Annotated in this window: 18 protein-coding genes and 1 tRNA gene; 10 read left to right on the top strand and 9 right to left on the bottom strand. The window is 63.0% G+C overall.

The annotated features are described in order from the left end of the window. The first annotated feature begins 175 nt into the window (after positions 1–175). Positions 176–1,330, top strand: a complete 1,155-nt coding sequence (locus REH59_RS18790; RefSeq protein WP_014861826.1) for an HPP family protein — start codon at positions 176–178, stop codon at positions 1,328–1,330. Here the strand turns inward: REH59_RS18790 and REH59_RS18785 are convergent. Further along, on the bottom strand, positions 1,304–2,170 hold the full coding sequence (locus REH59_RS18785; protein WP_004573884.1) for a LysR family transcriptional regulator: 867 nt from the start codon (positions 2,168–2,170) through the stop codon (positions 1,304–1,306). The two genes, REH59_RS18790 and REH59_RS18785, sit on opposite strands and share 27 nt — an antisense overlap. A gap of 180 nt (positions 2,171–2,350) precedes the next feature. On the opposite strand from REH59_RS18785, the gene REH59_RS18780 reads away from it, so the two are divergent. Next, on the top strand, positions 2,351–4,240 hold the full coding sequence (locus REH59_RS18780; protein ID WP_265536510.1) for a propionyl-CoA synthetase: 1,890 nt from the start codon (positions 2,351–2,353) through the stop codon (positions 4,238–4,240). A gap of 88 nt (positions 4,241–4,328) precedes the next feature. Here REH59_RS18780 and REH59_RS18775 read toward each other — a convergent pair whose 3' ends face one another. From REH59_RS18775 to REH59_RS18765, 3 genes are all read right to left on the bottom strand, one after another. Beyond that, positions 4,329–5,555 carry a hypothetical protein gene (locus tag REH59_RS18775; protein WP_014861823.1) on the bottom strand — a complete coding sequence of 409 codons (1,227 nt, stop codon included), beginning with the start codon at positions 5,553–5,555 and terminating at the stop codon, positions 4,329–4,331. Positions 5,556–5,658: 103 nt separating this feature from the next. Next, entirely contained in the window at positions 5,659–6,732 is a 1,074-nt protein-coding gene (gene zapE, locus REH59_RS18770; RefSeq protein ID WP_014861822.1) for a cell division protein ZapE, read from the bottom strand. 132 nt (positions 6,733–6,864) lie between these two features. Beyond that, entirely contained in the window at positions 6,865–7,107 is a 243-nt protein-coding gene (locus REH59_RS18765) for a hypothetical protein (protein ID WP_003250356.1), read from the bottom strand. Positions 7,108–7,366: 259 nt separating this feature from the next. Here REH59_RS18765 and REH59_RS18760 point away from each other — a divergent pair. Beyond that, positions 7,367–7,441 (top strand) — tRNA-Gln (locus tag REH59_RS18760). A gap of 116 nt (positions 7,442–7,557) precedes the next feature. Here the strand turns inward: REH59_RS18760 and REH59_RS18755 are convergent. The 3 genes from REH59_RS18755 to REH59_RS18745 are packed head-to-tail and all read right to left on the bottom strand — an operon-like array spanning position 7,558 to position 12,682. Then, positions 7,558–9,945: a response regulator gene (locus REH59_RS18755; RefSeq protein ID WP_014753816.1), complete on the bottom strand. Its 2,388-nt coding sequence runs from the start codon at positions 9,943–9,945 to the stop codon at positions 7,558–7,560. 13 nt (positions 9,946–9,958) lie between these two features. After that, positions 9,959–10,420 carry a response regulator gene (locus REH59_RS18750; RefSeq protein ID WP_003250360.1) on the bottom strand — a complete coding sequence of 154 codons (462 nt, stop codon included), beginning with the start codon at positions 10,418–10,420 and terminating at the stop codon, positions 9,959–9,961. Between the two features lie 15 nt (positions 10,421–10,435). Then, on the bottom strand, positions 10,436–12,682 hold the full coding sequence (locus REH59_RS18745; RefSeq protein WP_004575754.1) for an ATP-binding protein: 2,247 nt from the start codon (positions 12,680–12,682) through the stop codon (positions 10,436–10,438). A 268-nt stretch (positions 12,683–12,950) separates the two neighbouring features. Between REH59_RS18745 and REH59_RS18740 the strand changes: the two genes are divergently transcribed. The 7 genes from REH59_RS18740 to REH59_RS18710 all read left to right on the top strand — a co-directional run bounded on the left by REH59_RS18740 (position 12,951) and on the right by REH59_RS18710 (position 19,295). Next, positions 12,951–13,478: a spore coat U domain-containing protein gene (locus tag REH59_RS18740; protein WP_033725550.1), complete on the top strand. Its 528-nt coding sequence runs from the start codon at positions 12,951–12,953 to the stop codon at positions 13,476–13,478. Between the two features lie 30 nt (positions 13,479–13,508). Beyond that, positions 13,509–14,045, top strand: a complete 537-nt coding sequence (locus REH59_RS18735; protein ID WP_003250366.1) for a Csu type fimbrial protein — start codon at positions 13,509–13,511, stop codon at positions 14,043–14,045. Positions 14,046–14,063: 18 nt separating this feature from the next. Continuing rightward, a complete protein-coding gene (locus tag REH59_RS18730) occupies positions 14,064–14,597 on the top strand; it encodes a Csu type fimbrial protein (protein WP_014861820.1) in 534 nt (177 codons plus the stop codon). Positions 14,598–14,600: 3 nt separating this feature from the next. Continuing rightward, positions 14,601–15,104, top strand: a complete 504-nt coding sequence (locus tag REH59_RS18725; protein WP_014861819.1) for a Csu type fimbrial protein — start codon at positions 14,601–14,603, stop codon at positions 15,102–15,104. A 40-nt stretch (positions 15,105–15,144) separates the two neighbouring features. Further along, positions 15,145–15,921: a fimbrial biogenesis chaperone gene (locus REH59_RS18720; protein WP_014861818.1), complete on the top strand. Its 777-nt coding sequence runs from the start codon at positions 15,145–15,147 to the stop codon at positions 15,919–15,921. A 108-nt stretch (positions 15,922–16,029) separates the two neighbouring features. Beyond that, positions 16,030–18,327, top strand: coding sequence for a fimbria/pilus outer membrane usher protein (locus tag REH59_RS18715; RefSeq protein WP_014861817.1), 2,298 nt, complete (start codon positions 16,030–16,032; stop codon positions 18,325–18,327). Then, complete coding sequence (locus REH59_RS18710) at positions 18,324–19,295, top strand: Csu type fimbrial protein (protein ID WP_003250377.1); 972 nt, start codon at positions 18,324–18,326, stop codon at positions 19,293–19,295. The genes REH59_RS18715 and REH59_RS18710 overlap by 4 nt, the downstream gene beginning before the upstream one ends. 77 nt (positions 19,296–19,372) lie before the next feature. On the opposite strand, the gene REH59_RS18705 is transcribed toward REH59_RS18710, so the two are convergent. Next, the gene (locus REH59_RS18705; protein WP_003250378.1) at positions 19,373–20,521 is read right to left on the bottom strand and encodes a M14 family metallopeptidase; all 1,149 of its coding nucleotides are present in this window, start codon (positions 20,519–20,521) and stop codon (positions 19,373–19,375) included. Positions 20,522–20,662: 141 nt separating this feature from the next. After that, positions 20,663–21,436 (bottom strand): AraC family transcriptional regulator, encoded by a 774-nt coding sequence (locus tag REH59_RS18700; protein ID WP_004575751.1) that lies wholly within the window; start codon positions 21,434–21,436, stop codon positions 20,663–20,665. Positions 21,437–21,440: the final 4 nt, after the last annotated feature.

Raw genomic sequence — 21,440 nt, 5'->3', positions numbered from 1 at the left:
TTTTTGAATTAGCCCAAATTCCCCCCACCCGGCAAAATCCTCCCCACGAAACCCTGCGGTTTCCATCTCTCCACGGACGGAGCCCCTTGTGGTATTGCATGCGCAATACGAGGCCCAGGCCAACTCGGCTGGGCTTTCTTTTTAAACAGAAAAACCAAAGATCCCGATTGCCCAAATGTCTGCCTCGCGTTCCGAAAGTCGTCTGCAGCGGCTGTTGCCGGCCCCTCTCAACATCCCCCCAAAAGAATGGTTGCGTGCCGGTATCGGTGCGCTGCTTGGGCTTTTCCTCGCGGGCTGGCTGACCAGCATGGTCTATGGCCCCAGCATCGCCCTGCACTTGCTCGGCCCGCTGGCAGCCTCGGCGGTACTGGTGTTTGCGGTGCATTCCGGCCCCTTGGCCCAACCTTGGCCGGTGTTGGGCAGCTACGCCCTGGCGGGTGCAGTGGGGCTGGCCATGCGTGAAGGCTTCGGCCCCGAGCTGTGGGTGGCTGCTGCGGCGCTCGGCATCTCGATCCTGGTCATGTGCCTGTTGCGCTGCCTGCACCCGCCGGGTGGCGGTGTGGCAGTGAGCGCGGTGCTGGCCGACCCGGGGTTGACCGCCATGGGCGATCACCTGCTGGAGCCGGTGCTGCTCAATGCGCTGATCCTGGTGACAGTGGCAATCGCCTACAACCGTTTGACGGGTGTGCGCTACCCGAAAGGCACGGTGCCACGCAAAGACCTGCACCACACCCATGACCCGCTGCCCGGCGAGCGGGTCGGCATCCGCAGTGAAGACCTGGACCAGGCCCTGGAAGAGCTGGGCGAGTTCGTCGATGTCACCCGTGACGAGCTGGAGCGCATCATCCTCGCCACCGAGCAGCACGCCCTGCAGCGCAGCCTTGGCGGTATCACCGCGGCCTCGGTGATGTCCCGCGATGTGCAGTTCGTCACGCCTGATACCACGCTGGAGCAGGCCTGGAAAATGCTCGCCAGCCATCACCTGAAAACCCTGCCAGTCCTGCAGCACGGCAAGCTTGTAGGCATCGTCAGCCTCAGCGACCTGGTTGGCCCGGCGATGCAGCGTGGGCGTTTCAGCTGGCGCGGTCTGTTCGGCCGCCAGGCGGTGCGCATGGCGCAAGTGATGAGCAGGCGGGTTGTCAGTGTCAGCAGCCAGCACCCGTTGGAACGCCTGCTGCCCTTGTTGTGCGAACAAGGCCTGCACTGCTTGCCGGTGCTTGATGCCGACAAGCTGGTGGGGGTGATCACCCAGACCGACCTGATCGCCGGCCTCAAGCGTCAGTTGCTCAGCAAGACCGAGGCTTCAGATAACCGGGTCCCAGCGTTGTGACCAGTCGCTGGCGCCGGCAGCTACCAGCCGACGCAGGATCGCGAAGGCCTGTTGCAGGGCTTCGCTGTCACGTTTACGCGGGTACACCAGAAAGGTCGGGTAGGTGAACTCCGGTGCCTGCGGTACCCGCTCGAACACGCCGCTGTCCAGATAGGCCTGCACCACCCGCGTGCGGAAGTAGCCACTGCCACCTTGGTCGAGTATGAACTGCAGGGCCAGCGGGCCAAGGTTGAAACTTAGCGCCGGGCGTGCGCAGTCGGGCAGGGCCGCATCATGCTGGCGGCGGAAGGCCTCGCCCCAGTCGATGTAGATGTACGGCTCGGGCCGCTCGACCCGGCGCACGCGAATCAGCTTCTCTTCCATCAACTGCTCCACCTGCAGGCCTGGACCGTAGGTCGGCTGGTAGACCAGCGCGGCGTCCAGCAAGCCCATCTCGACCTTGCGCAGCAGCGACTCTCCATCGCTCACCTCGCTGCGGATGGCATGGCTGGGCAATTCACGGTGCAGGGCACTTACCCAGTCGAGCATCATCGGGTTGCCCAGGCTCACCTCACCGCCCACATGCAGCACCTGCTGGCAACCTTCAGGCAACGGCAGGTCGCGGCGCGCGGCTTCCCAGGTTTGCACCAACTGGTTGGCATAACTGACGAACGCTTCGCCATCGCTGGTCAGGCTGGCGCCGCTGCGGCTACGCACGAACAACTGGCAACCCAATTGCTGTTCCAGGCGCTGCACGCGCGCGGTGATCGCGGTTTGTGACACGAACAGGCGTTCGGCCGCGGCGACCAGGCTGCCGCAACGCACTATTTCCAGGAAGGTACGGGCCTGATCGATGTCCATGGGCTGCTCGGTGTTTGAAGGGGTTGCCTATTCTAGAGGCTTTGCACCGTTATGGGGCGCTATTGCGTTGTCTGCAAATTTGCAGGTCGGTTGTGACTTTAGTCCCATGGCGGCGCGGGTATAGCGGTCCATACTCAAGTTTCGCCCTTCAATAACAACAAGTACCGGGTTTCTAACGACATGAGCTACCAGCACAGCTACGCCCACTCCATTTCCGACCCTGCCGCGTTCTGGGCGGAACAGGCCGCACACCTGGCCTGGCACCGCAAGCCTGCCTTGACCCTGCAAGACAACGCCGACGGTACCCACCGCTGGTTCGCTGACGGCCGCCTCAACAGCTGTTACCTGGCCCTCGATCACCAGATCGAGCAGGGCCGGGGCGAGCAGTTGGCGCTGATCTACGATTCGCCAGTGACCGGCGTGCAGCAGACCTACACCTACAACCAGTTGCGCGACGAGGTAGCACGCCTGGCCGGTTTGCTGCGCCAGCTGGGGGTGAACAAGGGCGATGGGGTGATCATCTACATGCCCATGGTGCCGCAGGCGGCCATGGCGATGCTGGCCTGCGCGCGGATTGGCGCCGTGCATTCGGTGGTGTTCGGTGGCTTTGCTGCCAACGAGTTGGCCTTGCGCATCGATGACGCCCGGCCCGCCTTGTTGCTGACGGCTTCGTGCGGCCTGGAGTTCGATCGGGTCATAGCCTATAAGCCGCTGGTTGACCGCGCCCTGCAACTGGCCCGGCACCAGCCGCGCAATGTGCTGGTACTGCAGCGGCCGCAGGCGCATGCCGAACTGCTGCCGGGCCGCGACCTGGACTGGCAGGCGGCCTTGGCCGGCGCAGAACCGGTGGCGCCAGTCGAACTCGATGCCGGCGACCCGCTGTACATCATGTACACATCGGGCACCACCGGCAAACCCAAGGGTATCGTCCGGGAAAACGGCGGCAATGCCGTGGCGCTGTGTTATGCCATGCGCCATATCTATGGCATGCAGGCTGGCGATGTGTGGTGGGGCATATCCGACGTCGGTTGGGTGGTCGGCCATTCACTGATCGTCTACGGGCCGTTGATGAGCGGCTGTACCACCGTCTTCTACGAAGGCAAGCCGATCCGTACCCCGGACGCTTCGGCCTACTGGCGGGTGGTTGAGCAGTACCAGGTCAACGCGCTGTTCTGTGCACCGACGGCCATGCGCGCCATCCGCAAGGAAGATCCGGAGGGCGAACTGATTCGCAAACATGACCTCCGCTCGCTGCGTCAACTATTCCTGGCGGGGGAAAAGCTCGATTCCAGCACCCATGAATGGCTGGAGCGGGTAAGTGGCAAACCGGTGCACGACCACTGGTGGCAGACCGAGACCGGCTGGCCGGTCACCGCGCCGTGCGTCGGGTTGGAGGGCAGCGCCGCGAAGCCAGGGTCGAGCAACCGGGCGGTGCCTGGCTACAACGTTCGCGTGCTGGATGACGAAGGCCACTTGCTCGGGCCTAACCATCAGGGGGCGATCGTGATTGCCCTGCCATTGCCACCTGGTTGCAGTCAGACGCTGTGGGGTGATCACGAACGCTACCTGCAGGCCTACCTGCACACATATCCGGGTTACTACCACACGGGCGATGGCGGCTATCTGGATGACGAAGGCTTTGTCTACATCATGGGTCGCACCGATGATGTGATCAACGTGTCCGGGCATCGGCTTTCCACGGGTGAGATGGAGGACTTGGTGGCGCGCCATCCGGCGGTGGCCGAGTGCGCGGTGATCGGCGTGCACGACGAGATCAAGGGCCAGGTGCCGTTGGCGCTGGTGGTGCTCAAGGACGGCGAGGGCATTGCCGAAGCTCAGCTGCTGGTGGACCTGGTAGGCCGTGTGCGCTATGAGATCGGCCCACTGGCCTGTTTCAACCAGGTGCAGTTGGTGAAACGCTTGCCCAAGACCCGCTCTGGCAAGATTCTGCGGGCGGTGCTGCGCAAGATTGCCGATGGGCAGGATTATGTGCCGCCTTCGACCCTGGATGACCCGGCAGTGCTGGGCGAGATTGAAGCGGTGCTGGCGGATTTGCCCAGGGCGGGGTAATCAACGCCAGCATTGACTGAGTATCGGTAGCCCCGCTCGCATGATGCTGGAGCGCGACGGGGCCATCCGTCTATCAAGACGCCAAGTGTTACAAGGGGTGGCGGGCAATGAACTCCTTGCCCCTCAGCTCTATGATTTCCTGGTCTTCGTAAGTCAAGGTGAGCAGGGTATAGGGCTCGGGGTATTCAGGCGTGATCAACCAGCCTTGGTCACCGAATGCGGTATCCACATGGCCATTTTCGTCCAGTCGAACGATGGCGATTGGCATCTGATCTTCGATTGGGGACACCGCGCGGCAGCCCACCAGGACGCCGCTGCCATGCGGCGTGAGCGCGAATGCGATTGTCCGCTCGAATTCAGGTCGTTTGAAAATGATGGCCTGGCCATCGTTGAAGCGATTGTCCACGGTGCCGTCCAGTTTCAGGCAGTGTACAAAGCCACTTTGGTTGGTGCCGGTACCAGCGTTGCCTGTCAGATAAAGGCGGTCGTGGGCTTGAGTGGTAGCGTGTACGGCAATATAAGCGAGATCTGGATGGCCGGGCAGGCGTTTGACAATCCAGATGCCTTGCTCGGCAAAGCCCGATAACACGGCGCCGTTCTTGTCGCATGCTCCAACCCATGCCTGCGTTTCATCACCGCCCACGCGGTGGTAGCCGCAATAATGGAAGCCAGCATGTTCAGTACCGCGGTAACGGGCGTTTACGGCAAGTGTCTGTAGAGCGCGGCCTTGCCAACGGAAGTGCCTGCGCATACCTACTTCATTGAAGGAGGTATCCAGATTGCCTTGCATATCGAACTGTGCGAGCCCGGAGTTGACCATCTGGCGGAGTTTACCATCCGGGAATTGCGGCACGCTGCCCGCATAACCCTCAGCACCATCAAGCCTTGGCTGGGCTGCCTCTGAGGTGTAGTCCGGCTCGACTGGATAAGGATGTATTTTATATCCCTGGTGGCCGAAATCGATATCCATGGCGCCTGACGCCTTGTTCAGGCGGAAAATGGCAAAGTTATCGGAGCTCCGAAGCGCTACACCGCAAAGGAGGTGTTCGCCGTCGACAACGAAGCAGAAGTAGTCGCCCCATTCCCCTGGCATAGGGATGCGTACGGTGCCGTTGTCGCCAAATGCCTCGACTGCCCTGCCATCGGGCGTAAGCTTGGTAACTACCGTTGTGGGTTCACCCAGACGGTCCCGCGAGGCCCAGCAACTGTAGAAGAAACCCTCTACCAGATAAGGCGGGCGGTAGACGATTTCGTTTCGGATGTCATCAGGCAGTTGAAGATCAATACGGGTCCATGCTTCTTGTTTCGTGATCATGATGAAGGCCCTTCGTAAGTGAGCCTCCATTACAGGGCTGAGTCGCTGGACTGTCTGCTGGCAAAACTGACAGTTGCCTATTCAACAACGCTCATGATTCGCATCAGCCCGGACCGAGCGGGTGCAGCTGCCCCAAGCGGCTGCGGGTACGCATCAGGTCGGCCAGTGGGCCGCCCAGGCTCTCTTCCAGCGGATGTTTACCTATGACAACCACCCGCCGGTCCTGGTCATACAGCACGTCTACCAGGTTGACGAAGCGCTGCTGAGCCGCCAGCGAACACGCGGACAGATCGTCCAGCCCGTCGATGATCCACTCGTCATACTCCCTGGCCAGCACCAGGTAGTCGATGACCGCGGTGGCTTTTTCGCACAGGTCGTCAAAGCCAAGCATCACCCGCCGGCCATCAATGGCCAGCGCCCGCAGCGGGCGGTTGTTCACCTCCAGTATCACCGGTTGTTCGTTCGGCACGTTCAGCGCCTGGCGCTGCGCCGCATCACCCGGCCAGACATAATGGCCCTGGGTAAAACGCTGATGCTCGCGGTTGGCCGGCAAGCTGCGAAAATCCGTGTCGCCACCGACTTCGAGCACGTGCATCGAGCTGTTGATCAGGCGAATGACCGGCAGAAAACGCTCGTGATACAGCGGGTTGGGCAACAGCCCTTCGGGCGCGTAGTTAGAGGTCACCAGCAGGTACACGCCACGGGCGAACAAGGCGTTGAACAGCCGGGTGAGCAGCATGGCATCGCCTATGTCATGCACGTGGAATTCATCGAAGCACAGCACCCGGCAACCACCCACCAGCTCGTCCAGCGTTGCGCCCAGCGCGTCGTCCAGCGCCCGGTGGCGGTGCATGCTCTGGTGCAGGCGTGCAAAGAAATCATGAAAATGCAGGCGCAGCTTGGCGGCTATCGGCACGGCCTGGAAAAAGCCATCGAGCAGCCAGCTTTTACCCCGGCCGACCGAGCCGTACAGGTACAGACTGCGCGGTTGACCTTGTTCAAGCTGCGTCAGTTGTTCGGCCATGCAGTGGATTACCCGCCGCTGACCGTCACTCAGCTGATAACCGCGGCTGTGCGCCTTGTCCTCGAACCAGCCGAGCAGCTCGCTCTGTTGATTGGCGGTGCCGCGCAAGCGTTGGCCAAGCTGGCGCAGCGGGGTGGGGATCCAGGCAGACAAAAGCAACGCTCCTTGGGCGATGGCGGGGCAGCCTGCAGCTTGCCCGAGAGCGGCCATTTTGACTAATAGAGAAAGTGCCGGGCAATCATCACTTCTTGCGATAGGTCTGGCCGCCTCTTGTGCCTGTGCGGGCTATGACTTTCGCTCCAGCTGGCGCTCGATCATGTACTTCACCGCCAGGCGACGCTCCTTGAGGTGGCGCAGGTCTTCGTCGACGAAGTTACCGGCCGATATCGATTCGGCAGCCAGCACCTGGTTGTCGATGTCCACGTACTCGTCCAGCAGGCGATCCAGCGCCTTGTCCTGCTGGCGGCGCTGCTGGACGATTTCGCGCGGGTAGTGCAGGTCCTGGTAGAGGTCGTGAGAGACAGGCATGGGGTCCTCCTTGGTCAATGCGATGGGCTTACCTGATTGGAAGTGCGGAATGCGATTGTGTTGAAGCGAGGCGGGCGGAAACCGACGGACGGTCGCTGCGTCAGCGCCGAAATGACTAACTCGCTGTTTTTTGGCAATTTTTTTTATCAGGGGGGTTCACAGACCGAAAGTTTGTTGTTAAAGTGCCGCGCATTCCAAGACAGCAACCCAGTTGTCACTCAGTTGGAATTGTCAGAGCAGCAAACGCTGCATCCGATACAGGGGCGTCGCCAAGCGGTAAGGCAGCAGGTTTTGATCCTGCCATGCGTTGGTTCGAATCCAGCCGCCCCTGCCATTTTTCAAGAATCAAACGTATTTAACCCGGTGTCAGGAAAGATGAGCGCTGGGTTTTCGCGTTTTTTGATTTGGCGCGCCTCCGCGCCTCCTGAGCGCGGGTCGTGCCGTACCGGGTTACCCGGAAATCCCCAGCATTTCGTTCAGCGCCCTGGCCAGTTCATCAGCCTGCACCGGTTTCTGGATCACCAGGCTGCCCGGCAGTTCCAGCCCCTGCAACTCCGCATAACCGGTAAGAAACACCACCGGCACGCGGGGGTACCGTTCGCGGGCAGCCAGCGCCAGTTGTGCACCATTGAACTCGGGCATGGCGAAATCAGTCAGCAGCAGGTCAATATCGTCATCCAGCAATGCCAATGCCTGCTCGCCGCTGTGCGCCTGGCGCACCTGGTAGCCGTATTGGCGTAACACATCGCCAAGCATGTCGCGCACCAGGTGGTCGTCGTCCACCAGCAGCACCGTGCGGTTATGGCCGCTTTCGCTGATTGACTGACTGAGCACTGCTGCTACGGGTTCGTTCACCATCTCCTCTTTTACCGCCGGCAGGTATACCGCCACCTCGGTACCGCGACCGAGTGTGGTGTCGATGCGCACGCCGCCACCGGACTGCTTGGCAAAGCCGAACACCTGGGCCAGGCCCAGGCCCGAACCTTTGCCAATGTCCTTGGTGGTAAAGAAAGGCTCGAATACCTTGGCCAGCACGTCTTCGCTCATGCCGCAACCGGTATCGCGGATGCTCAGCATCACGTACTCGCCCGGGTCTGGGTCTTCCGGACGTTGCGGGCGCTGGTCGATGTGGGTGTTGCGCGTTGTCAGGGTCAGCTGACCGCCGTCGGGCATGGCATCGCGGGCATTGATCGCCAGGTTGAGGATGATCATCTCGGTCTGGGTGGGGTCGGTCAGTGCCTGCCACAGGGCCAGGTCCAGGTCCAGACGCACCGAAACGTTGCCACCCAGCGTGCGGCGCAGCAGCTCTTCCAGGCCGGCCAGGGTACGGTTGAGGTTCAGCGGCACCGGCTCCAGACGCTGGCGGCGGGAGAAGGCCAGCAACTGCGAGGTCAGCTTGGCACCACGCTCGCCCGCTTCGCGGATATGGGTGAGGCGAGTGCGGGCCTTGTCCAGGTCGGCCTTGGCCAGATCGCGCTCCAGAAAGCTGGCACCGGTGAGTATCACCGTCAGCAGGTTATTGAAGTCATGCGCCACGCCAGCCGTCAGTTGCCCAACCGCCTCCAGCCGCTGCATCTGCTGCAGAGCGGCCTCGATGCGCTCGCGCTCGTTGATCTGTTCGCGCAGCCGGGCGTTGGCATCTGCCAGGCCCAGGGCGGCTTCGCGCTCGCTGGTGATGTCGCGTGCCACCACGTACAGCAGGGTGTCCTCCGGCACCACCACCCACGACAGCCAGCGCTGTTGGCCGCCGGCATGCAGGATGCGGCCGACAAAGCGTGCGCTGGTGCGGCCGTGGGAGAGGGCGGCCAGTTCGGTGAGTAACTGTTCCTGGTCGTGCTCAGGTAGCAGGTGCAGCAAGGAGGATTGGCTCAGGCGTTCGCGCGAGAAGCCCAGGCTGGCTTCCCAGGCGGGGTTCAGTGCGACCGGGGTCAGGTCTTTGTTCAGCACGGCCAGCAAATCTTGCGACAGCTCCCAGGCACGATCGCGTTCGCGGGTACGGCGCTCAACCCGCTCGCCGAGCATCTCGTTCAGCTGACGCAGCGCCTGGGTGGCCTGGCGTTGCGTGTGGATGTCCTGCAGTACGCCTGAAAAGCGAACGCACTGATCATCGACGAACTGGCTCTGGCCGCTGCTCAGCAACCAGCGAGGCTCCAGGCCATTGGGTTGCGCGATCCGAAACTCCACGCGGTAATGACCGCCGCTTTCCGGGCGCATGGCATGTTCCACTGCCTCGCGCACCAGTGGCAGGTCATCGGGGTAGATGCCGGCGTAGAACACTTCAAGGCTCATTTCGGTGCTGGTGGGCACGCCGAACAAGGTCTTGCAGCGGTCATCCCACAGCAACAGGCCCTCTTGCGGGCGCAGGTCCCAGGTGCCCATGCCGGCGGCGTCGATGGCAATGCGAGCACGTGCTTCGACGTCCGCCAGGGCCTCTTCGGCGCGGCGACGGCGTTGGCGTTCCTGCACTTCGCTCAGGGCTCGGCGCACGGCTTTGGGCAGCAGTGGCAGGTTCTTCTTCAGCACATAGTCGGTCGCGCCCAGGCGGATCATTTCCACCGCGTGCTCTTCGCCATAAATGCCGGACAGGAATATGAACGGGATGTCGGGTGCCAGGCGTTGAGCGATGGCCAGCACTTCGGTGCCGGATGAGCCTGGTAGCACGCAGTCACACAATATCAGGTCGTAGCGGGCCTGGCGCAGGGCATGTTCGACACCTGCATGGTCGAACACCAGCTGTGACTGAACATGCAGCCCGCTGCGCTCCAGACGCATCAGGGTCAGCTCGGCGTCCATCGAGCTGTCTTCGACCATCAGTATTTTCAGCGGCGTTTGCTGCATCGTCGCGGCGGCCTCAGTTGCTACCGCGACGGTTCAGTCGCAGTGAGCCGGGTGGCGGTTCGTTTAGCACTGCCCAGAATACCCCGAGGTCGGAGATGGCGGTGACGAATTCCTTGAACTCCACGGGTTTGACCACATAAGCGTTTACCCCCAGCTCGTAGGCGCGCAGCAGGTCGGGCTCTTCGCGCGAAGAGGTCAGCATCACGGTGGGGATGCTGCGCAGTTCGGCAGTGGCGCGCACTTCCTTGAGCACTTCCAGGCCGTCGACCTTAGGCAGTTTCAGGTCGAGTAACAGCACGGCAGGGTTGCCGTCATCGCGCTCGGCATAGGCGTTGCGGCGCAGCAAGTAGTCGAGCGCATCGGCGCCGTCACGCAGCACGATGACTTCGTTGGCCAACTGGCTGCGCTCCAGGGCCAGCAGGGTCAGCTCCAGGTCTCGGGGATTGTCTTCGACCAGCAGAATGGGCTTGAGCATGATGGTAGCGGTGCCTCAGGTAGCAGTGTTTCGGGGTAGGGTGAAGTGAAAGCTGGCGCCCTGGTCGATCTGGCCAGTGGCCCAGACTCGACCGTCATGGCGCTCGATGATGCGGCGTACGCTCGCCAGGCCAATGCCGGTGCCTTCGAAATCTTCCATGCGGTGCAGGCGCTGGAAGACGCCGAACAGCTTGTTGGCGTAGGCCATGTCGAAGCCCACGCCATTGTCGCGGATGCAGACCTCGGTTTCGTCAGGGTGCTGTACGGCACTGATCTCGATGCGAGCAGGCGTACGGCCGCGAGTGTACTTGATGGCATTGGCTATCAGGTTGTGCAAGGCCATGTTGATGAATGCCGGGTCGCCGATCACCTTGGGCAGCGGGGCGATGTCCCAAACGATTGCGCGGCCTTCGTAATCGGGGGCCAGCTCGCTGCGAATGGCCTCGACCAGGGCGTTGAGGTCGACGTCGGACAGGCGCAAGGCCGAGCGGCCCATCTGCGAGAAGTTGAGCAGGTTGTCGACCAGGCTGCCGGCAAAGTGCGCCGCTTCACCGATATGCTGCAGGAAGCGCTTGCCGCGTTCGCTCAGGCCCTGGCCTTCGATTTCGCCAAGCAGTTCGGTATAGCCGGCGATGTGCCGCAGCGGGGCGCGCAGGTCGTGGGAAACACTGTAGGAAAACGCTTCGAGCTCCTTGTTGGAACGGCGCAATTCGCCAGCCAGTTGTGCCAGCTCTTCAGCCTTGCGCAGGACAATGCCCAGTACCGCGGTGCGCAGCTCCATCACGCCCTCGATCACCAGTGGGTCCCACGCCTGACAATAGCCGCGCAGTTCTTCCTGCCAGCGTTCAAAACTGTGCCGCGGGTCGAGGTTGCCCTGTGGCCCGACCTGCTTGGTCGGCTGCCCGGCCCAGTTGACCGTGCGTATCTGCTCGGGGCGGAACCACAGCAGGTAGTGCGAGTGGATCTGCGAGATGGCCACCGCCAGCACCCCGCCAGCATGGTTTGCCAGCTCGGGTAGCTCAGTGATGTCGCGGCGCAGGTTGTCGCTATGGAACACGCTGTCTTCGTCACGTTGGCCTAGCCAGTGCACCAGCGCCGTCACCTGGGCCTCAGGCGGGGTCTGGCCGATCAGGTCACAGCGCTCGGCCGAGATCACTGCCGCGCCCTGGGCGTCGGCGAAGGCCAGCAGCACGTGAGGCAGGTCGCGCAAGCCGTCACTGACGCTGTCGTGGTCGGCCATGGACGAGATCATGCGTACGATGTGTTGGCGCAGCGCCAACAGCTTGCGCGTGCTGGCATGGGACTCGCGGGACTCTATCTGCAACGACAGTACGCTGGCCAACAGCTCGCAGGCCGTGCGGGTGCGCAGGTCCACCGGGCGTGGCTGCTGATGGTGGCAGGAAATCAGCCCCCACAGCTCGCCGTCGACCACGATCGACAGCGACATCGAGGCCAGCGTGCCCATGTTGCGCATGTACTGCAGGTGCACGGGCGACACGCTACGCAGTACGGCGAAACTCATGTCCAGCGCCTTGCCGGTGCGCGGGTTGGTAGCGGGCAGCAGAGGCGAGGGTTGATAGTTGGCATCTTCGATCACGCGGATACGGTTGACCCGGTACAGCTCGCGCGCCTGGCGCGGGATGTCTGCAGCCGGGAAGCACAGGCCCGCGTAGCTGGGGTAGCCTGGGTCGGCCACTTCGGCCAGCACCTGGCCGTTGCCTTCGGCATCGAAACGGTAGGCCTTGACCCGCCCAAAGCCGGTGATGCGCTTGAACTGCAACACCGTTTGCTGCAGCAGGTCTTCAATACTGCTGGCCACTTGCAGACTGGCGACAAAGCTGCGCACCAACGGGTAATAGTCGCCTTGCCCGACCAGGTCTGCTGGCAGGCGGGGCGGTTCGAACTCGGCAATCAGTACCTGATCGTGGCAATGAACCAGCAAGTGCAGCAGGGCACTGATGGGGGCGCCCTGGTGCAAGCGCACGTCGCCAATGTGGAACGGGAAGACTTCATCTTCAGGAAGCCGTGTGAGGTGCGCGTGCAGGTCAAAGCCCTCGTGAACCAGGTCGGCGAAGCGGCAACCGATCAGTTCACGGGCTGGCAAGCCCAACCAGTGCTCGACATTTTCACTGGCCTGCAGCACGCACAGGTCGGTGGCATCCAGCACCAGCAGAAAGCCGTGAGGCTGGATGCTGCCCGGAACCTGGATCGGCTCCTGGGCACAGCGCTCCATGGCGTCTGCCAGTGAGTTGTCTGCAGTCATGATTGAAAAAGCTCCTGTCATGTCCGTCCGTGTACGGCACAGGTGTCTGGCGCAGGACGAGTACGATTCACCCTAACAGAATCCCGGTGCATTTACCGGCTCTTGGCCATTGGAGGCACGGGTTGGCCACGGGTTCTGTGTGGTACAGGCTTTTTTTGATGCCACGGTATCGCTTTATCGCTAATACAAAAAAAATGGCGTTATGCCACATCGGCTGCGCCACCTCACTGCTACGCTCAGTTCAGGACGTTTCGATAAGGATAACAAGGTGACGGAGCGCATGCTGGCCGCGCTGTTCGGCCTGTTGTTCAGCGGCAGTACCGTGGCGGCGGATTTTCTCGTGGAAGTGCGGGTACTGGTGCAGCGTGGCTGCATGCTGGTCAACCAGACCCGCGATGCGGGGGCTCAGGCCCTGGGTCGTATCGACCTGGGGGCGACGGCGCGCCTGGATGGCCCTGGCGCGCCCTTGAGCGGTGTGCTGCTAAGCCAGCGCCCGCCGCGCCTGGAGTGCAACCCGGATACGCCCTATCAGGTGCGGGTCGACGGTGGCCAGCATGGTGGCGTCGGCGAACTGCGCTACCTGGCCAGCGACGATCGCCTGGCGCGGCCCATTCCTTACCGCTTGTACCGTGACGCTGCCTGGCGTGAGCCTCTGGCAGTGGGGGTGGCCCAGTCGGCGCGTGTGCCGGGCAGCGGTTCGGTTGAATTGCCGTTGTACGCACGTATCGACAAATTGGCCTGGGTGCCGGATGCAGGGGTTTATGCCGACCTGCTGAAAGTCACCGTCACCTGGTAGGGACGCCGCCATGCACAAGGACGCCAGGCCATGAACCGCACTTCGATCCTGTTGCTCACCCTCGGCCCGCTGCTGGTCCCCGGCGGTGCGGTGCATGGCAGCACCACCGGTTTCATCCAGGCGCGGCTGGTGATCAGCGCGTCTTGCCAGATCAGCAGCAACGAGACGCAACCGGCCGTGCTGGGTGACCCAGGCGTACTGGACTTTGGCGAGCGCGGTCCGAACTGGGACCAGCCGTTGCGCAGTCAGGTGGACGAAGTGGGCGGCCAGGGTAGCCTGCAAATCAGTTGCACGCCTGAAGTTCGGGCCTTCAACGTGCGTATCAATGGCGGCCTCAATGGCGACGATGGCATTCGCCGCCTGAGCAACGGCCGTGAACTGATTCCTTATCAGCTGGCGGTCGACCCAGGCGGTAACAGCCGCTACGGCGTCGGCCAGGCGCGGGCCTTCACCATTCGCAGCAGCCAGCAAGTACCGATTCCCATCTACGGTGTGGTAGTGGCGCAACCGCGTGCGCTGCCGGCCGGGCTTTACCGCGACACCCTCAGAGTGACCCTGGACTGGTAACCACGCAAGGAGACTCCGATGCGAACGAACCTTTCATATTGCGTCCTCGCAGGCCTGGGCCTGGCGTTGGCTTCCCAGGCCCAGGCGGCCACGGTGACGGGCAGTATCAGCTCGACCCTGACGCTGACTGCGGCGTGCCAGGTCAATGGCACGTCGGGCACGTCGGGGCTTAACTTCGGTGCCTTGGACTTCGGTACCCAGGATGCCTTGTTCGTTACCGCCGATGCCCAGGTGTTGGGAGGCGGAGGTGGCGCCATGAGCATCCTGTGCTCGGCAGGTACGGTGCCTGTGATCAAAGTGAGTGCAGGCCTGCATGACGGCCAGTCGAGCGGCGGCACCCGTGCGCTCGCCGATGGTTCTGGCAACTTTGTACCGTACGACCTCTATACCGACGCTGGGCGTACGGCGTTGCTGGCGGTCGACGACACCATCACCCTGCCGACCAGTACCGGCGCCGCCCAGACCGTCAACCTTTACGGCAAGGCCGTCGGCAAGGCGGGCCTGCCCGCAGGGGTCTACAGCGACACGATCTCGGTCGAGCTGTCGTTCTGACCCATGCGCGGCTGGCTGGCAGGTAGCCTGACTGGCGTCAGCATGTTGTTGGCCGCCCCACTGGGGGCAGTGACCACCAGTACCTTCACGGTGACGGCGCAGGTTGTCGCCGGGTGCCTGGTGGTGGGGGGTGTCACCAGCTACGGCACGCTCGATTATGGCTCGCAGTCGGCGCTGTCCACGGGGCTGCTCAGCACATCGCTGGGTGGTTCTACCGTGACGTTCCAGTGCACCCCGGGCGTGGCCATGAGCATGAGCCTGGACGGCGGGCAAAACAGTGCCAGTGGCACACGCAACCTGAAGCGCACCAGTGGCACGCAAGTGCTGGCCTACCAGTTGTACCGGGACGCCGCCTATAGCCAGGCCTTGGGGATCGGCCAGAGCGTGGCGGTGAGCTATTCCGACCCGACGGCGATCAAGCTACCGGTGTACGGGCGGGTTCAGCTGACCGGCACGCAGCCGGCAGGGACCTACACCGATGTGGTGCAAGTGACGGTGACCTGGTAACGGCCAGCGCCACCCCTGACAAGTGTCTAAGGAGAGCTGCATGCGGGCAGGCGCGAAGTGGACGCGTGGATTGACTGGATTATTGTCGCTGGCAAGCCTGCCGGCCTGGGCGGCCACTTCGGTGCTGATCTGGCCGATCGACCCGGTGCTGGAGGCCGACCAGAAGGCAGGTGCGTTGTGGCTGGAAAACCGTGGCACTGCGCCGGCAAACCTGCAGGTGCGGGTATTCGCCTGGCGCCAGGGTGATTACCAGGAGCAGTTCCAGGCGCAGCGCGAGATTATCGGCAGCCCGCCGGTCGCCAACATTGCACCCGGGCAGAAGCAGCTGATCCGCCTGACCCGTACCGGCCCTTCACCCGCCGGCCAGGAGCAGGCCTACCGCATCATCATCGACGAGATTCCGCCCGCCATCCCGGTCGACAAGGCCGAGCCCGGCGCGACGGCGGCCATTCGATTGCAGATGCGCTATTCGGTGCCGCTGTTCGTCTATGGCGAAGGGCTGTGGGGCAAGGCCGACCCTGAAGGCAAACGCAATGCCGAGGGCGTGGGCAAGCCGCAGCTCAGTTGGCGCCCGGTGACGGTGCAGGGCAAGCCCTACATTGAACTGCGTAACACGGGCCCGGTACATGCGCGGCTGACCGATGTGGTCGTGCAGCAAGGCCCCCAGAGCAAGCCACTGGCTGAAGGCCTGCTGGGTTATGTACTGCCAGGGGCAAGCATGCGCTGGCCGGCTCCCGTGGCATCCGGCAACGTTAGCGTGCTGAAGGGCAGGGTCAATGGTCAACACTCGGCGGACGCCATCCGCCAAGGCCAATGAGCCAACGGCTGAATGAAGTGCAGGGGCCAAGGAGGACCCGGCAATGGTTGGAAACCGTGTGTGAAATGGCTCCCGGCGACGACGTGCCGCTGGTGCCTAGGGCTGGCCATGGTCAGCCCCGCGCTGGTGCTGGCCGACGACTTGCCCCCACCGCCCACGGAGATGTCCGCCATCGCCGAGGCCACCCTTTACCTCGACCTGGTGGTGAACCAGATGCCCAGGGTTGACCTGATACCGGTGCAGCAGCGGGCCGGGCGGTTGTACCTGGACAGCGACCTATTGCGTGCAGCCGGCGTTTCGCTGCCGGGCAACCCCCAGGGGGAGGTGGCCCTGGACAGCATCGCGGGGCTGCATACCGATTACGACCGTCAGAACCAGCGCCTGCTGCTGCAGGTGCCGCCGGCCTGGTTGCCTGACCAGCAAGTGGGTGATCGCAACCTTTACCCGGCCAGCGATGCGCGCAGCAGTTTTGGCGCCTTGTTCAACTACGACCTGTATCTCAACGACACCGATGAAGGCGGCACCTACCTGGCCGCCTGGAACGAGCTGCGCCTGTTCGACAGCTGGGGTACCTTTTCCAGCACCGGGCAGTGGCGTCAGTCTTTCAATGGCGCACAGGCGGACGATACCCGCCGTGGCTTCATGCGTTACGACACCACCTGGCGCTTTACCGACGAGCAGCGCCTGCTGACCTACGAAGCCGGTGACTTCGTGACGGGTGCGTTGCCCTGGAGCAGTTCGGTGCGCGTGGGCGGGGTGCAGCTGTCACGCGACTTCGCGGTGCGTCCGGATCTTGTCACTTACCCGTTGCCTGCGTTCGCCGGTGAAGCGGCGGTCCCCACGTCGCTCGACCTGTTCATCAACGGTTTCAAGTCCAGCACCACCGAACTGCAGCCAGGCCCGTACACCCTGACCAACGTGCCGTTCATCAACGGGGCCGGGGAGGCGGTGGTGGTCACCACGGATGCCCTTGGCCGGCAGGTGTCGACCACCTTGCCGTTCTATGTCACCAGCAGCCTGCTGCAGAAGGGCCTGTCGGACTACTCGGTGGCCGCCGGCAGCCTGCGCCGGGATTACGGCGTACGCGATTTCAGCTATGGGCCGGGTATTGCCTCGGGCAGCCTGCGCTATGGGCTCAGTGACATGTTCACCCTGGAAACCCACGCCGAAACGGCGGAGTCGCTGATGCTCGGAGGGCTGGGTGGCAACATGCGCGTGGGCAATTTCGGCGTGCTCAACGCTGCCTTGGCGCAAAGCCGGTTCGAGGGCGACAAAGGCCACCAGGTCGCCCTTGGCTACCAGTACAACAGCCAGCGCATCGGCTTCGGTTACCAGCGCCTGCAACGCCATGGCGATTATGCCGACCTGAGCCGGGTGGGCTCCCCGGACATGCAACTGAGCAAAAGCAGCGAACAGGTTACCCTCAGTGTCAACCTGAACGCGTACGGCAGCATTGGCGCTGGCTACTTCGACGTGCGCGCCGGTGACGGAACGCGTACCCGGTTGATCAACCTGAGCTACAGCAAGCCGCTGTGGGGCAGCAGCAGTGTGTACCTGTCGGCCAACCGTGAAGTGGGTGACAGCCAGTGGGCGGTGCAGGCGCAGCTGGTGATCCCGTTCGACCTGCACGGCACCCTGGCGCTGAGCATGGAACGCAGCAATGAAGGCGAGACCCTGCAACGGGTCAACTACAGCCGCGCGGTGCCAGCGGGTGTCGGCGTCGGTTACAACCTGGGCTATGCAGCAGGCAGCGACCGTGATGCCTATCGCCAGGCCGACGTCACCTGGCGCCTGCAATCGGTGCAATTGCAGGCCGGTGTGTATGGCAGCAGCGGCGAGATGACCCGCTGGGCCGACGCCAGTGGTTCTCTGGTGTGGATGGATGCCGGCGTGTTCGCCGCCAACCGTATCGATGATGCCTTCGTGGTGGTCAGCACCGCAGGTTACGGCGATGTGCCGGTGCGTTATGAAAACCAGGAAATCGGCCGTACCGATGCCAAGGGGCACTTGCTGGTGCCTTACAGCAGTGGTTACTACCGGGGCAAGTACGAGATCGACCCCATGAACCTGCCACCGGATGTCCTCGCGCCGGATGTTGAGCAGCGCGTGGCGGTACGACGGGGCAGTGGCTACTTGCTGGAATTCCCCCTCAAGCGCGTCATGGCGGCCAGTGTCGAATTGGTGGATGGCAACCAGCAGGTGCTCAAACTGGGTAGCCGTGTCACCCACGCAGAGAGTGGCACCCAGGCGGTGGTGGGGTGGGACGGGTTGGTGTACCTGGAGAACCTGTCGTCGAATAACCACCTTCAGGTAGCGCTTGAAGGGGGTGGGCATTGCGAAGTGGCGTTCGACCTGCCTGACGCGCAAGGCTCGGTCCCTTTGATTGGTCCGTTGGTGTGCCGATGAATGCCTGGCGGCGGGGCCTGGTGGCGAGCGTGCTGCTGTTGCCGAGCAGTACGGCCTGGGCGCTTTGTTCGTCGGTGGCCACCTTGCCGGCAGCGTTTGGCAGCCTTAATTCGACGCAGGTTCGCAACACGGTACAGACGGCTTCCAGCCTCAACTCCGGGTTGCAGTGCACCGGTTCGCTGCTGACCTTGCTCAGCAGCGGTGATCATTTCTACGCCACGATCACGCCCGCTTCGGGCGGGCTGGTCGGCCCGACAGGCGATGTCATTCCCTATACGCTCTATGCCGACAACACCACCCGCTACCCGATTACCCGGGGTGTGGCCTACGACTTCGCCCGCAACGGTATCCTCGACTTGCTGGGGCTGCTCGGCGGTACCACGCCCAAGGCGGTGCCGATCTACATGCGTACCCAGATTGGCAGCAATGTCGCGGCCGGGTTGTATCAAGAGGCCCTGACCGTGGCCTGGAGCTGGGATTATTGTTCGGGTATTGGCGCGTTGGGGATATGCCTAGGGCGTGACATCGGCTCGGGTAGCCAGGTCTTGAACGTGAGCCTGACGGTGACCAACGATTGCCAGATCACCACCCCCGACATCAGCTTCGCCAGTGCGCCGGTGGTGGCGGGGTTCGGCACGGTGAGCCAGGGCATAAACGTGTCATGCACCAAGGGCAGCAGCTACACGGTAGGGCTGGGTGACGGGCAGAACGTGTCCGGTGGGCGGCGGCGGATGAAGTCTTCGGCCAACAACTACCTGGCCTATGACATTTTCAAAAGTGCCGGTACCGTGCGCTGGGGGGCGTCCGGGGCTGCCAGGCGTTCCAGTACGGATGCCGACATCAACCCCGGCGTGGGTACCGGCACGGGTAGCCAGGTGTTCAACTACAACGCCAAGGTCTATACCGATCAGGCGACACCGCCGGCTGCGACCTATACCGACAGTGTGATACTGGATGTGCAGTTCTGAACGGCGGTCAATACCCCCCGAAGGAGCCGCCGCGTGTCGCGACGTGCTGCTCCTGCAGGGGTTGCGCAAGACGAGGTTCAGCGCAAATCGCCTACCATGCTTGCCAGGGTCTCCAGCACCGCGCCGGCCAGTGCCTTCGAGCGCGCCCCCGACCACCCGGCAACTGCATCGGGCGCGTCGTCATGGTCCTTGAACGGCATCTCCAGCGTCAGTGACAGGCAGTCATGGGCCATGCCCACCGCGTTGCAGGCCAGCGTCGTGTTCGCCTGTCCGGGCTCGTCACGGGTATAGCCATGCACCGTCTGGAAGTCGCGAGTCAGGCTGCACAAGGTGGTACGGAACTGCTCTTCGAGCTTGGCCAGCCGAGGGGTGTAACCGGGGTTGCCCTCGCATGCGGCCGTGAACACGTGCGGGATCTCTTCGTCACCGTGCACGTCGATGAAGGCATCCACACCGTACTGCTTCATCTGCGCCTGTGCAAAGAACACTTCCGGGCTGAATTCGACGCTGGCGTCCTGCCAGGCGCGGTTGAGGTCCTTGCCTTTGAAGTTGGTGCGCAGGTGGCCGAGGAAGGCGCCGTCGGGGTTCATGTTGGGGATCAGGTAAAGGTCGGCCTTGGCGAGCAATTGCTGGACCACTGCGTCGTTGGCCTGCAGGCGGTCGATCACGCCTTCCATGAACCATTCGGCCATGTGCTCGCCCGGGTGCTGCTGGGCAATCAGCCACAGCTTGCGCTTGCCTTCGGCACCGTCGCCTGCCCGCAGCAGCGGGATATCGCGGCCCTGGATACTGCGGCCGCTGGCCAGCAACTCGACACCCGGGAGTTGGCGGGCCCGTTCGATCAGCTGGTTGTGGCGGGCACGCGGGTAGGGCTCGAAATAGGCGAACCAGATCTGGTCCTGTTCAGCCTTGACCTCGAACGATAGCGCCGTACCGTCGAACTGGCTGGGCACGCGGAACCAGCGCTGCTGGTCGTAGCTGGCCACAGCGTTGTAGCCGCTCCACGCGTTCTTGTACGAGGAGCCAGAAGCGTTGTCCAGGCTGAAGCGATGGACCTGCCCCGGTGTGAGCCCGCTGACCTTGAAGTGGAACCACTGGTAGTGGCCGCTGTGGGTGTCCGGGCGAATGGCCAGGTGTACCTGGGCCGGGTTGCTGGCATCCAGTACCTGTATGTTGCCGGAGTCGAAATCGCAGTCGATCTGCAGGGGGGACAGCGTCACGGTCATGTGCCGGGCTCCTTTGCGGGCATTGTTGTAGGGGTACTGTATACGGCTTGGCGGGGATGCTGTGCAAGAACAGGCAGGGCGAGCCGTCAGCGGACAGCCCGTATGCGGCGGGCCAGTGCCGGCAAATGCGTGGACTTCAGGTTATCTGAAGAACTGGCTGGGCGTGGTACCGAACTGGCGTTTGAACATGCTGGCGAAGGCACTTGGGCTGTCATAGCCCAAGGCCCCCGCCACATCGATGATTCGCTCGCCCAGGGCAATTCGCTCCAGTGCCTGCATCAGCCGCGCCTGCTGACGCCACTGGCCGAAGGTCATGCCGGTTTCCTTGCGGAACAACCGCTGGATGGTCTTTTCGTCCACCCCCAGTTGCACGCCCCAGTCGGCAACGGTGGCGTTATCGTCGGGCCGTTCATGCAATGCCGTGCAGATCACCCGCAGGCGCTGGTCGCTGGGTTGCGACAGCTTCAGCGGCAAGGTCGGCAGTACGCAGATTTCGTCGAGGATCAGGCGCATGACCCGGGCTTCGCGCGAGTCCTCGGCAAACGGTGCGGTGAACCCCACCGAGGCCTTGATCAGTTCGCTGAGCAAGGGCGAGATGCTGATGGCCTTGCTCTGCAGGGGCAGGCCGGTTGCCGCGTCGATGCGCACGAACACACTGCGCATCTTCACGTCGCCGACACAGCGAATGGCGTGCACCTGGCCGCAAGGCATCCACACACCGCGGCTGGGTGGCACTGTCCAGCATTCGTTTCCGGACTCGACGATCATCAGGCCTTTGATGGCATAGATCAGTTGATGCTTGGTATGGCTATGGGGCTCGATGAACCAGTCGCTTGGGTAGTCTGTCGCACGGCTACCCACTTCCCAGGTCCACTCATCGACCTCCACCAGCAATTCACGCTGCGGCTTTACCATCGTG

This window comes from Pseudomonas sp. BO3-4 (assembly GCF_034044115.1).
Classification (GTDB): Bacteria; Pseudomonadota; Gammaproteobacteria; order Pseudomonadales; family Pseudomonadaceae; genus Aquipseudomonas; species Aquipseudomonas alloputida.
The sequence above is the reverse complement of the archived record's forward strand: the minus strand, read 5'-3'. Positions and strand labels throughout refer to the sequence as shown.